Here is a 12,122-nt window from a genome sequence, read left to right as displayed (position 1 = left end):
GCGGGCTCAGGGGACGGAACGAGCGGTTTGGGGGAGATGGCCGCGGATGGAGTAGAGGGCAGGGAGGTCGGGGATGCCGGGGGCGGTGTCGGTGGGGGAGAGGGTGGTCGGGGCATGATCATCGGCGGGGTGCTCGTGCAGGAAGTCGATCATGATCCCGGCGTCGATCAGCGCGGTCAGCACCTTCCCGACGGGATGGATCCACTCGTGGGTCTCCTGATGGGTCAGGCCGACATCGCTGACCGCGTACGAGGCGTCCTCTGCGGTGATGCTGGGCTCGGCCGAGCCGAAGTAGCTGCCGGTCAACTCGAGGCCCGCGCCGGTCTGCTGCAGCAGCATGCCCAGCGGATGCAGGTCGAGCAGATAGAAGACGCCACCCGGGCGGAGCAGTCGGGCACAGCTGCGGGCCCAGGCGGCAAGATCGCCGATCCACATCAGCACGCCGCGGGTGGTGAAGACGAGGTCGTACGTCTCCCCCAGGGTCTCGGCCGCGGTCAGCACGTCGCTCTGGACGAAGCGGGCCGGAATCCCTGTCCTGATTGAGAGTTCGCGAGCGAACTTGATCGACTCGGCGGAGAAGTCGACACCGGTGACGGTGCCGCCGCGGTGGGCCAGGGAGAGGGTGTCCAGGCCGAGGTGGCATTGCAGATGGCAGATCGAGCGACCGGAGACGTCGCCGATCTCGGCCGACTCGACGGCGCCGAGGCGATCCGGATCGGCGATGAAGCGTTCGATGGCGTAGTGATCGGAGCGTGCGTGGTGCGGGGTGACCTCGTCCCAGAACGCCAGATTGATCTTGGAGTGCTCGTCCACCCCGGCATCCTGGCACAGGTCAGCGCGGAGCCCGGATCCCGTACTCGTGGATCTTGCGATAGATCGTGGCCCGGCTCATCCCGAGCGAGCGGGCCGCCTTGTCCTTGTTGCCGTTGCTGTCGGCCAGGCTCTGCACGATCGCGTCCCGCTCCAGCGACTCGAGCTGGGTGAGCTGGCGGCGGCTGATCGCCTGGTGATCGGCGGGCAGCTCGGAGGCGAGGATCGCGCCCTGCCGGCGGCGATGCCGGACGACCTGCTTGAGCACCTGATACAGCTCGCCGGTGTTGCCGGGCCAGGTCGAGCGGGACAGCTGTTGCAGCGCCTCGGGCGAGCAGGTCAGTTCGCCGCCGCGGCCGAGCCGGCCCAGGAAGAACGGCACCAGCCGGCGCAGATCCTCGATGTGGTGCCGCAGCGGTGGCACGTCGACGGTCAGCGGAAACAGCGTCAGCAGCGAGGTCAGGTCCGGCTCCGTCGAGCTGCCGGGAGTGAGAGTGACCGCGACCCACAGACTGCCGGCCCGTTGTTCCCGCGCGGTGTCGAGGACGCCGACCAGCTCCTCCAGCTGGCTCGGGTCGAGCCGGTCGACATGTCGGATCGCCAGCGCCCGCACGGTGTCGTCGAGCAGTTCGGCTTCCAGGTCGGCGATCCAGCCCTCCGCGGTCGTGGCGGCATCGACCACGGGAAACGGTGTCGCCGGGTGGTTCAGCTGGTTCGCCGCGCGGGCCAGGGCGAGCTTGCCGACCCCCGGCTCGCCGCTGAGCACCAGCCATTCGCCGGCCCGGTAGGCCCGGTCCACCGCGCGACAACTGCCCAGCCACAGCGGACCGGTGCCGACCACGCCGGGCAGGATCGGCCGGGCCGGTTCGCGCGACTGGGCCGGGCGCGCGGGCTCGACCGGCAGCGGGGTCAGCTGCACGATGCCGCCGCCGGGTCGATCCGGATTCACCGGCCGGCAGGAGATCCGGACCCGCCGGCCGCTCGGCAGTTCGATCAAGGTCGGCGCGCGGCGCCCGCCGGCCAGCAGCTCGGTCGCGTGCCGCAGCAGCATCGGCTGATCGGCCGAATCCAGCACCTGCCGGGCGGAATCGTTCATCAGCACCAGATCCCGGTCGATGGCGATCACCATCTCGCCGGACCGCCGGCTCGCCTGCAGATAGACCTGCAGCAGCTCGAGCTCGCGGGCGCTGGTGTCGTTCAGCAGCGCCGTCCGGATCTGGTCGGCGGTCGTCTTGGCCAGCGCGATCAGCAACGACCCGGCGTCCTTGCGCCAGCAGGTCAGGTCGACCGCGCCGACGGTCTTGCCGCTGATCGGATGCTTGATCGGCACCCCGGCGCAGGCCAGATCCTCCAGATCCTCGGCGTAGTGCTCGTGCCCGAACACGTGCATCGGCCGGCCACCCTCGAGCGCCGTACCGATGCCGTTGGTGCCCGCGAACTGTTCGGCATAACTGAAACCGGGCGCCAGCTTCACCTTGTCCAGGTGCTGACTGAGCCGCCCGTCGGCGGTGAGCCGGGTGAGCACCATCCCGGTGCGATCGGTGAGGATCACGCTGATCGGCTGGCCGTCGAGATGATCATGCAGCCGTTGCAGCACCGGGTCGGCGCTCCGGGCCAGCGGCAGTTCGAGGTCGGGATCGGCGATGTAGGGCAGCTCGATCCGGTCGGCCGGGAGATTCCAGTGCCGCGAGCGCTTCCAGGACGCGAGGATCGTGTGCCGCACCTCGCGGGGATGTACGGGTTCCGCCGTCAGGAATCTCAATCTCGCGGCGGCCAGCTGCTCGTCCATGGACGCGCCCTCCAAGGTGTTACAGCGCACCGCAACCAGGCCCCGTTGCATGGTGCCGCCACTTCGAGGGTAACCGGTGACCTCCGCTGCGGTGTCTCAAATTGAGACCTTCGGCCGGCAAGGCCCGCCGTGTGATGCGTACGTGGACGACGGGTGCCACGCGATCTTCCGCGGAGGTGCGGCATGGACGAGCAGACGTACAACCCGTGGACGATCGTCAATCTGGTCTTCGAGCACCTGGTCGACCAGGGACTGCACCCCGTCCTCGGTGAGACCGGTGATCCGGGAGCGGCCGCGGAGGCGCTGCTGACCGCACTCGGGGTCTCCCCGTTGGCGGAGGGCAACACCCGCGTGGTGCAACAGAACCGCGATCGCTTGACCGAGCTGCGGCAGGCGGTCCTCGGTGACCCGAAGGACCCGGCCTGAGTCTCATATTGAGACCTGAATCACAGTGCCGCGGAGTTTGAATTCCTGCAAGCAATCGAGCCGGACCCCGTCGCCGCGTGTTCCGGCCAGATCCCCGTTGTGACGGGCCGAGCCGAGGGTCGCGGTGTAGCGACCGAGTGACGTGAGGAGTGCCATGAGTCGACAGAGTGTGGCGAGGGCCCACCAGAAGATCCAGGAGCTTTCCTGGGATCCCGTTTACCACGAGCCGGTGTCGCAGTACGGGACGGATTACACGTTCCGCAAGGCACAGAAGAAGGACCCGCTGAAGCAGGTCCTGCGCTCCTACTTCCCCATGCAGGAAGAAAAAGACCACCGGGTGTACGGCGCCTCCGACGGCGCGATCCGGGGCAACATGTTCCGGCAGGTGCAGGAGCGCTGGCTGGAGTGGCAGAAGCTGTTCCTGAGCATCATCCCGCTGCCCGAGATCTCCGCGGCGCGGGCGATGCCGCTGCTGTTCCGGACCGTGCCGAACCCTGAACTGCACAACGGTCAGGCGATCCAGATGATCGACGAGGTCCGGCACTCGACGATCCAGCAGAACCTGAAGCGCCTGTACATGAACAACTACATCGATCCGGCCGGCTTCAACTCCAGCCTGCGCAACTTCCAGAGCGACTACTGCGGCACCATCGGCCGCCAGTTCGCCGAGGGGTTCATCACCGGTGACGCGATCACCGCGGCCAGCATCTACCTGACCATCGTGGCCGAGACGGCGTTCACCAACACGCTGTTCGTGGCGATGCCGGCCGAGGCCGCGGCCAACGGCGACTACCTGCTGCCGACGGTCTTCCACTCGGTCCAGTCCGACGAGTCGCGGCACATCAGCAACGGGTACGCGACGCTGCTGATGGCCCTGGCCGACGAGGACAACCACCAGCTGCTCGCTCGTGATCTTCGCTATGCCTGGTGGAACAACCACCGGGTGGTGGACGCGGCGATCGGCACCTTCATCGAGTACGGCACCAAGGACCGCCGCAAGGATCGGGAGAGCTACGCGGAGATGTGGCGCCGGTGGATCTACGACGACTACTACCGCAGCTATCTCGTGCCGCTGGAGAAGTACGGACTGGAGATCCCGCACGACCTGATCGAGGAGTCCTGGGACCAGATCTGGAACAAGGGCTACGTGCACGAGGTCGCCCAGTTCTTCGCCACCGGCTGGCTCGCCAACTACTGGCGGATCGATCCGATGACGGACAAGGACTTCGAGTGGTTTGAATACAAGTACCCGGGCTGGTACGACCGCTACGGCAAGTGGTGGGAGAACTACAACCGGCTGGCCACACCCAACGGTCACCACCCGATCGTGTTCGAGGACGTGGACTACGAGTATCCGCACCGCTGCTGGACCTGCATGGTCCCGTGCCTGGTCCGTGAGGACATGGTGATGGCCGAGGTCGACGGGCAGTGGCGGACGTACTGCCACGAGATGTGCAAGTGGACCGACGAGACCGCCTTCCGGCCGACCTATCAGGGCCGGGAGACACCCAACATGGGCAAGCTGATCGGCCACCGGGAGTGGGAGACGCTCTACCACGGTTGGAACTGGGCCGATGTGGTCAGCGACATGGGCTTCGTCCGCGACGACGGCAAGACCATGGTCGCGCAGCCGCACCTCAACCTGGATCCGAAGAAGATGTGGACCCTTGATCATCTTCGTCGGTGCCCACCGTTGCAGAGCCCGAACGTGCTGCTGAACGAGATGTCGGAGAGCGAGCGGAACGCGTTCGCGGCCCGCTACGTCCGCGGCGGCCCCGCGGGGCGCGCTCCGGTCGACGACTGAGTAGCCCCCCGGCGGAGCGGGAGGGTTCGCCCTCCCGCTCCGCGCCACCCGAACCCGCAACGACGACCGGAGAGGACGGGACTGTCATGGGCGAGAAGCACGTGGTCCGGTTCGAGCCGGTCGGGATCGAGATCGAGGTGGACGAGGCCCAGACGATCTTGCGCGCGGCGGCCGAGCAGGGCGTGATGCTGATGCACGGCTGCAAGGAGGGGCAGTGTGCCTCCTGCAAGTCGTTCGTGCTGGACGGCGACGACATCGAGCTTGATCGATATTCGACCTTCGCGCTGCCGGACTACGAGCTGGAGGAGGGCTACACGCTGCTCTGCCGGGCGCATCCGTACGAGGACGTCACGATCGAGCTGCTCAACTACGACGAGGACATGATCAAGTCCGGGCTGCCGATCCAGCAGGCGCGGGCCGAGGTGGTGGCGATCAACCCGGTGACGCATGACCTGCGGCACCTGGTGCTCCGGCTGGTCGAGCCGACCGAGCTGAAGTTCTTCCCCGGGCAATACGTCGACATCGCGGTGCCGGATTCGGAGCACGTCCGGTCGTTCTCGATGGCCAACACCAGCAGCCGCGACGGCGGCCGGCTGGAGTTCGTGATCAGGGTCTATCCCGGCGGCTTGTTCTCGGAGTTCCTTGATCAACGGCTGGCGATCGGCGACCCGCTGGACCTGACCGGGCCGTTCGGCGTGTTCACCCTGCGTGACGCCCCGGACCGGGAGTTGATCTTCCTCGGCGGCGGCGCCGGGATGGCGCCGATCCTCGCCCTGTTGCGGTCGATGGCCGAGCGCGGCATCGACCGGCCGACGACCTTCTACTACGGGGCGCGGGGCCAGCGCGACCTCTGTTTCACCGATGAGCTCGAGGAGCTGGCGGCGAAGCTGCCGCGCTTCGACTACGTGCCGGCGTTGTCCGAGCCGGGAGCCGACGAGGACTGGGCCGGCGAGGTCGGGATGATCACCGACGTCGTCGCCCGGTTCGAGCTGGACCTGTCCCGCGCCGACGCCTACGTGTGCGGTCCGCCACCGATGGTGGAGGCCGCGATCCCGCTGCTCGAACGGCTCGGGGTGCCCGAGAAGCGGGTCTTCTACGACAAATTCACCACGACCGGCAACGCCGGCGATTCGAAGGTGCTGGAGGCGGAGATCAGATGACGACCACCCAGGAAGAGACGACGGAACGCAGCGTTCCGAAACCGGTGTTCACCGACGCCGAGGCCGGCGCCAAGGAGTTCCCGGACTCGCTGTCGCGCCGCTACAACTACTACGGTCCGCAGAAACGCAAGCAGACCCACTACGAGGACGTCACGGTCGAGGTGCAGCCCGATCCGCGGCACTACCTGACCCAGGGCTGGCTGTACGGCTTCGCCGACGGCCGCGGCGGTTATCCGCTGGACTGGACCGTGCTCAAGGCCTGGGGCAGTGACAAGCCCGAGCCGGTCCGCGGCCCCGGCACCGGTGGCATCGCCAAGGACTTCTCCTGGCCGGCGCACGGCTGGCACGAGTTCCGCGATCCCAACGAGGAATGGGAACTGACCCTCTATCGCTACAACTCCAACGTCGTCCGGCAGGTCACGCAGAACGTCGAGGCGGCCCGGCAGGCCAAGGCGTTCGAGCAGTGGAATCCCAACTGGGTCAGGTTCGTCGAGCAGCACGTCGGTGCCTGGATGCATGTTGATCATGGTCTCGGCCTCTACCTGTACGCCAACGCGAACCGGCGGGCGCCGACCAACATGCACAACAACGCGATCTCGGTGAACAGCATGCACCGGATCCGGGCGGCGCAGGATCTGGCGCTCTACAACCTGACGCTGAGCGAGGAGATCGAGGGCTTCGACGGCACCGCGCACCTGGAGACCTGGAACTCCGACCCGGCCTGGCAGAAGCTGCGCGAGACCGCCGAGCAGCTGACCGCGATCGACGACTGGTGCGAGGCGATCTTCGCCGCCAACGTGATCTTCGAGCCCTTGGTCGGTGAACTGTTCCGCAGCCAGTTGGTGCAGCAGGCCGCCCCCGGCAACGGCGACTGGGTCACCCCGACCGTGATCGGCGCCGCCGAGTACGACTTCGCCGAGCGCGATCTCCGTTACACCAAAGCGATGTTCGAGCTGCTCACCAACGATCGTGAGTTCGCCGATCACAACAAGTCGATCATCCAGGGCTGGCTGTCCACCTGGGTGCCGCGGGCCATCGCGTCGGCCCGCACGCTGCAGCCGCTGTGGTCGCAGCCCGATGCCAAGCCACCGCGATTCGAGGACGGGCTCGACCGGGTGAAGAGCCGCTTCACCGGCATCCTGACCGGCCTCGGCCTCACCGAACCGAAGGAGTTGTCCCAGTGACCACGTTGAAGAACCCCGTCGAGAGTCCGTACAAGTCAGACAACACCGCGTCGAACCGGTGCGGCGTCACCCTGATGAACAACCAGGTCGGCGTCGTCGTGGCCGAGGTGATGCGGCACAAGGACAACGTCACGGTCACTCCGCTGCCGTCCATGATCAGAGTGGACGCGGTCGGCACGATGATCTTCGACTACGACGAGATCTCGGAGGCCCTGGGTGAGGAGTCCGGCTACTACGACTCCGCCCAGTTCGAGGAGAACATGTCGACCCACTACGGCCGGATGATCCACGAGGACGACCGGACGATCATGTTCGCCAATCCCGAGGACGCGGCCGAGTTCATCGGTTTCGACCTGACATCGCGCTAGCCAGCTAGAGGGAGGGAACCCCCGTGTACGAGAAGAACGGTGAGAAGTATTTCGTCGTCGACAGCCACATGCACTTCTGGAACGCGGCTCCGGACAACTGGGTGCCGGGGCACGAACAGTTCGCCAAGGGCTGGATCGAGTGCTTCCACGCCTATCAGAGCCTGGCGCCGGCCGAGACGCACTGGTCGATCGAGCACTTCCAGAAGTACTCCGAGGACGATTTGATCAAGGACGTGTTCGAGGACGGCTACGTCGACGTGGCGGTCTTCCAGCCGACGTACTTGAAGGAGTGGTACACGGAGGGCTTCAACACCACCGAGCAGAACGCCGACCTGGGCCAGAAGCATCCCGGCCGGTTCGTCCTCAACACCCGGTTCGATCCGCGCGACGGTGACGCCGGCCTGGCCGAGCTGCGCGCCAACGTGGAGCGCTACGGCTCCCGCGGAGTCAAGCTCTACACCGCCGAGTGGAACAACGGGTCGCGCGGCTACAAGCTGACCGACCCGGAGGCGTACCGCTATCTGGCCACGGCCCAGGACCTCGGGATCAAGAACATCCATGTGCACAAGGGCCCGACGATCTGGCCGCTGGACAAGGACGCGTTCGACGTCTCCGATGTCGATCATGCCGCGACCGACTTTCCCGAGCTCAACTTCATCGTCGAGCACGTGGGGCTGCCGCGGATCGAGGACTTCTGCTTCATGGCGACCCAGGAGCCCAACGTCTACGCCGGCCTGTCGGTGGTGATCGGCGGTCTGATGCACGCCCGGCCGCGGTTCTTCGCCAAGGTGATGGGCGAACTGCTGTTCTGGGTCGGCGAGGACAAGATGACCTTCGGCAGCGACTACGCGATCTGGACGCCGAAGTGGCAGGTCGAGGGATTCGTCGACTGGGACTTCCCCGACGATCCGGAGTTCGCGGACTATCCGCGGCTCGGGGTGGAGGGGAAGAAGAAGATCCTCGGGCTCAATGCCGCGAAGCTGTACGACCTCGAGGTCCCGGCCGAGCTGAAGGTCAAGATCGAGCCGGACGCCGCGCTCGCTCCCGAGCCCGACACCGTGCTGGCCCAATGATCACGATAGGTGCCGTGATCATGACGGGCCCGCGATCATGACCACCCAGGTCGCCGAGCGGTCCCGGGTCCTGGCCGCGCTCGACACGGTCCGGGACCCGGAGCTCGACGAGCCGATCACCACGCTCGGCTTCGTCGCCTCCTGTGTGACGTCGGCCGCCGGGGACGTCCAGGTCCGGCTCCGGCTGCCGACGTACTTCTGCGCGCCGAACTTCGCCTATCTGATGGTGGCCGACGCCTACGACGCCGTGTCGGCGCTGCCCGAGGTGCGCACCGCCGACATCGTGTTGGAGGACCACTTCGCGGCGGACGCGATCAACGCCGGCGTGGCCGCTCGGGCCGGGTTCGCGGTGTCGTTCGCGGGCGAGGCGCTGGGTGAGCTGGACGACCTGCGCCGCACCTTCCTGATCAAGGCGGTGCTGGCCGGCACCGATCAGGTGGTGCGGATGCTGGACCTTGATCATGAGGGGCTGGCCGGGGTGAAGCTGGGTGACCTGCCGCCGTCGGCCGAGCGGGACCGGCTCTGCCGGCGGCGGGCCGAGCTCGGGCTGCCGACCGATGACGCCGCTCCGCTGTTGCTGGATCCGGACACCGGGGCGCCGATCAGCGGCGCCGCGGTGCCGCGCCATCTCGGCCGGGCCCGACTGACTCGGGTCGGCATCGAGGCCAACACCGGCATCTGCCGGGGAATGCTGCGGCACCGCTACGACAGCGCCGGTGCCGGTGAGGAGGACGATCAATGAAGGCCGTACGGCTCCACGGATATCATCAGCAGCCGGTCGTCGAGGACGTGCCGGAACCATCGGTCAAGGGACCGCTGGACGTGGTGATCAAGATCGGCGGGGCGGGCGTCTGCCGGACCGATCTGCACATCATCGAGGGCCAGTGGGCCGCGGCGATGGACCCGCCGCTGCCGTACACGATCGGCCACGAGAACGCGGGTTGGGTGCAGGAGGTCGGATCGGCGGTCACCAACGTCGCGGTCGGCGACACCGTGATCCTGCACCCGACCCCGACCTGCGGACTGTGCCGGGCCTGCCGGGCCGGGCAGGACATGCACTGCGTCGAGAGCACCTTTCCCGGCCTGGACAGCGACGGCGGGATGGCCGAATATCTGCTCACCTCGGCCCGGGCGTGCGTGAAGCTCGACCCGGCGACCCAGCCGAAGGATGTCGCCGCCCTCGCCGACGCCGGGATCACGGCCTATCACGCGGTGCGCAAGGCGCTGCCGCTGCTCTATCCGGGGACGACCGCGGTGGTGATCGGCGCGGGCGGGCTCGGCCACATCGGCATCCAGTGCCTGGCCGCGTTGACCGCGGCCAAGATCATCGTGGTCGACCGCAACCCCGACGCGCTCTCGTTGGCCGGCGAGCTCGGCGCGGGCGAGACGGTCGTCGCCGACGGCCGCCAGGTCGACGCCGTCCTTGATCACACCGGCGGTGCCGGGGCCGAGGTGGTGCTCGACTTCGTCGCCGAGCAGGGGGCGGAGCACGACGGGTTCGCGATGACCGCGCGGGCCGGTTCGTATTTCGTGATCGGCTACGGCGGCCAGGTCGAGATCCCGACCCTGGACATCATCTCCACCGAACGCAACCTCGTCGGCAACATCGTCGGCACCTACAACGAGCTGGCCGAACTGATGATCTTGGCCCAGGCCGGCAAGGTCACCCTGCACACCAAGACCTATCCGTTGGAGGCCGCGGCCGACGCGGTCGCCGATCTGGACGCCGGCCGGGTCAGGGGCCGCGCGATCCTCGTCCCGTAACTCACTCTCTGGAGGACTGTCATGGCCAAGGAACTGCGCTTCGGCGAAGAGGCGCGCGATCTCATGCTGGTGGGCGTCGACAAGCTCGCCGAAGCGGTGAAATCCACCCTGGGCCCGAAGGGCCGCAACGTCATCCTGGAGAAGATCACCGGCTCACCGGTGGTCACCAACGACGGGGTGACGATCGCCCGGGAGATCTTCCTCAAGGACCAGTTCGAAAACATGGGCGCTCAGCTGGTCAAGGAAGCGGCGATCAAGACCAACGACATCGTCGGCGACGGCACCACCACCGCCACGGTGATCGCGCACGCGATCGTCCGGGAGGGGATGCGGGCGATCGGCTCCGGCGGCAACCCGGTGCTGGTCAAGCGCGGCATCGACCTCGCCGTCGGCCGGCTGGTCGAGCACCTGCGCTCGGTGGCCCATCCGGTCGCCACCGAGCACGAGCTGGCCCGGGTGGCGGCGATCTCGGCCAACGACGACGACGTGGTCGGCGCGGCCATCGCCAAGGCGCTGCACACGGTCGGCGACGGCGGCATCGTCAGCGTCGAGGAGTCCGCGGTGCACGGCATGAGCGTCGACTTCGTCGAGGGCTTCGAGTTCGACAACGGCTATCTGTCGCCGTACATGGTGACCAATCCGGCCGCCTTGGATGCGGTGCTGGACGACCCGTACATCCTCTTGTGCAGCGAGAAGATCACCAAGGTGCAGCAGCTGATGCCGTTGCTGGACAAGATCATGCGCGACCCGAAGCCGTTGTTGATCATCGCCGAGAGCCTCGAGGGCACGGCGCTGAGCATGCTGGTGCACAACCACGTCAACGGGATCTTCCAGTGCGTCGCGGTGAAGGCGCCGGGCTTCGGCGACCGGCGGTTGCACAAGCTGGAGGACATCGGCGCGATCACCGGCGGCACCGTGTTCAGCAAGCACTCCGGGCTGATGCTCGAGACGATGACCGTCGGCCACCTCGGCCGGGCCGACCAGGTCCGGATCACCGCGGACCGGACCGCGATCGTCGCCGCGCCCGGCCACAACGAGGAGGTCGAGTTCCGGTTGACGCAACTGCGCGCCGAGCTGGACCGGGCCTCCTTCGGGGTGGACGAGGACGTGCTGACCGAGCGGATCGGCGCGCTGTCCGGCCGGGTCGCGGTGATCCGCGTCGGCGCACCGACCAACGCCGAGCTGAAGGAACTGCAGCACCGGGTCGAGGACGCCCTGTCGGCCACCCGGGCCGCGATGGCCGAGGGGATCGTCGCCGGCGGCGGCGTCGCCCTGCTGCACGCGGCGGCGGCACTCGATGATCTTGACGTCAAGGACGACTACAAGATCGGCGTCGAGATCGTCCGCCGCGCCCTCCCCGAGCCGACCTACCTGATCGCCGCCAACGCCGGCTACAACGGCGTCGAGGTGCTGGAACGGGTCGGCGCGCTCGGCGTCGACGAGGGCTTCGACGCCCTCGACGGGCGCTACGGCAACATGCTCGAGCTGGGCATCGTCGATCCCCTGCGCGTCGCCCGGTCGGCGCTGCAGAACGGAGCCTCGGTCGCCGGTCTGCTGCTCACCACCAACACCCTGATCGCGGAAGAGCAGACCCCGTGGGGCGGCAGCCCGGCCCTGATGACCGAATACGGTGCCCTCGATGAGGGCCTGCACCAGCCCTCCCCCGACTCCAGCACCCCCCAATCCCTAGGCCTAGGCCCCTCCGTCGGCTAACCCAACAACCGCCGACCCGCCACTTGTGCAC

At 67.5% G+C, this 12,122-nt stretch carries 11 protein-coding genes; 9 read left to right on the top strand and 2 right to left on the bottom strand.

What is annotated here, in order from left to right:
- Positions 1-6: 6 nt before the first annotated feature.
- Together FNH24_RS32435 and FNH24_RS10205 are read right to left on the bottom strand one after the other, a co-directional pair.
- Complete coding sequence (locus tag FNH24_RS32435; protein WP_281351025.1) at positions 7-813, bottom strand: class I SAM-dependent methyltransferase; 807 nt, start codon at positions 811-813, stop codon at positions 7-9.
- A gap of 19 nt (positions 814-832) precedes the next feature.
- Entirely contained in the window at positions 833-2,599 is a 1,767-nt protein-coding gene (locus tag FNH24_RS10205) for a sigma-54-dependent Fis family transcriptional regulator (RefSeq protein ID WP_217428142.1), read from the bottom strand.
- A 183-nt stretch (positions 2,600-2,782) separates the two neighbouring features.
- Between FNH24_RS10205 and FNH24_RS10200 the strand changes: the two genes are divergently transcribed.
- The 9 genes from FNH24_RS10200 to groL all read left to right on the top strand — a co-directional run bounded on the left by FNH24_RS10200 (position 2,783) and on the right by groL (position 12,091).
- A complete protein-coding gene (locus tag FNH24_RS10200) occupies positions 2,783-3,025 on the top strand; it encodes a hypothetical protein (protein ID WP_152362072.1) in 243 nt (80 codons plus the stop codon).
- 154 nt (positions 3,026-3,179) lie between these two features.
- Positions 3,180-4,829: a ferritin family protein gene (locus FNH24_RS10195; RefSeq protein WP_152362071.1), complete on the top strand. Its 1,650-nt coding sequence runs from the start codon at positions 3,180-3,182 to the stop codon at positions 4,827-4,829.
- An 86-nt stretch (positions 4,830-4,915) separates the two neighbouring features.
- Positions 4,916-5,989: an NADH:ubiquinone reductase (Na(+)-transporting) subunit F gene (locus FNH24_RS10190; RefSeq protein ID WP_152362070.1), complete on the top strand. Its 1,074-nt coding sequence runs from the start codon at positions 4,916-4,918 to the stop codon at positions 5,987-5,989.
- On the top strand, positions 5,986-7,173 hold the full coding sequence (locus FNH24_RS10185) for a ferritin family protein (RefSeq protein WP_152362069.1): 1,188 nt from the start codon (positions 5,986-5,988) through the stop codon (positions 7,171-7,173). Before FNH24_RS10190 ends, FNH24_RS10185 begins: the two co-directional genes overlap by 4 nt.
- Positions 7,170-7,541 (top strand): propane 2-monooxygenase effector subunit MimD, encoded by a 372-nt coding sequence (mimD, locus tag FNH24_RS10180; protein ID WP_152362068.1) that lies wholly within the window; start codon positions 7,170-7,172, stop codon positions 7,539-7,541. The genes FNH24_RS10185 and mimD overlap by 4 nt, the downstream gene beginning before the upstream one ends.
- A 23-nt stretch (positions 7,542-7,564) precedes the next feature.
- Positions 7,565-8,614: an amidohydrolase family protein gene (locus FNH24_RS10175; RefSeq protein WP_152362067.1), complete on the top strand. Its 1,050-nt coding sequence runs from the start codon at positions 7,565-7,567 to the stop codon at positions 8,612-8,614.
- A 37-nt stretch (positions 8,615-8,651) separates the two neighbouring features.
- Positions 8,652-9,356, top strand: coding sequence for an iron-sulfur cluster assembly protein (locus tag FNH24_RS10170; RefSeq protein WP_152362066.1), 705 nt, complete (start codon positions 8,652-8,654; stop codon positions 9,354-9,356).
- A complete protein-coding gene (locus FNH24_RS10165) occupies positions 9,353-10,378 on the top strand; it encodes an NAD(P)-dependent alcohol dehydrogenase (protein ID WP_152362065.1) in 1,026 nt (341 codons plus the stop codon). Before FNH24_RS10170 ends, FNH24_RS10165 begins: the two co-directional genes overlap by 4 nt.
- Positions 10,379-10,399: 21 nt before the next feature.
- Positions 10,400-12,091 carry a chaperonin GroEL gene (gene groL, locus FNH24_RS10160; RefSeq protein ID WP_152362064.1) on the top strand — a complete coding sequence of 564 codons (1,692 nt, stop codon included), beginning with the start codon at positions 10,400-10,402 and terminating at the stop codon, positions 12,089-12,091.
- Positions 12,092-12,122: the final 31 nt, after the last annotated feature.

Source organism: Microlunatus speluncae (assembly GCF_009299835.1).
GTDB classification, from domain to species: domain Bacteria; phylum Actinomycetota; class Actinomycetes; order Propionibacteriales; family Propionibacteriaceae; genus Microlunatus; species Microlunatus speluncae.
The sequence above is the reverse complement of the archived record's forward strand: the minus strand, read 5'-3'. Positions and strand labels throughout refer to the sequence as shown.

Excerpts from the sequence above, each read along its gene's own strand:
- FNH24_RS10200 (WP_152362072.1), top strand. The coding sequence starts at position 2,783 with ATGGACGAGCAGACGTACAACCCGTGGACGATCGTCAATCTGGTCTTC.
- FNH24_RS10185 (WP_152362069.1), top strand. The coding sequence starts at position 5,986 with ATGACGACCACCCAGGAAGAGACGACGGAACGCAGCGTTCCGAAACCG.
- FNH24_RS10195 (WP_152362071.1), top strand. The coding sequence starts at position 3,180 with ATGAGTCGACAGAGTGTGGCGAGGGCCCACCAGAAGATCCAGGAGCTT.
- groL (WP_152362064.1), top strand. The coding sequence starts at position 10,400 with ATGGCCAAGGAACTGCGCTTCGGCGAAGAGGCGCGCGATCTCATGCTG.
- FNH24_RS10165 (WP_152362065.1), top strand. The coding sequence starts at position 9,353 with ATGAAGGCCGTACGGCTCCACGGATATCATCAGCAGCCGGTCGTCGAG.
- FNH24_RS10170 (WP_152362066.1), top strand. The coding sequence starts at position 8,652 with ATGACCACCCAGGTCGCCGAGCGGTCCCGGGTCCTGGCCGCGCTCGAC.
- FNH24_RS10190 (WP_152362070.1), top strand. The coding sequence starts at position 4,916 with ATGGGCGAGAAGCACGTGGTCCGGTTCGAGCCGGTCGGGATCGAGATC.
- FNH24_RS10205 (WP_217428142.1), bottom strand. The coding sequence starts at position 2,599 with ATGGACGAGCAGCTGGCCGCCGCGAGATTGAGATTCCTGACGGCGGAA.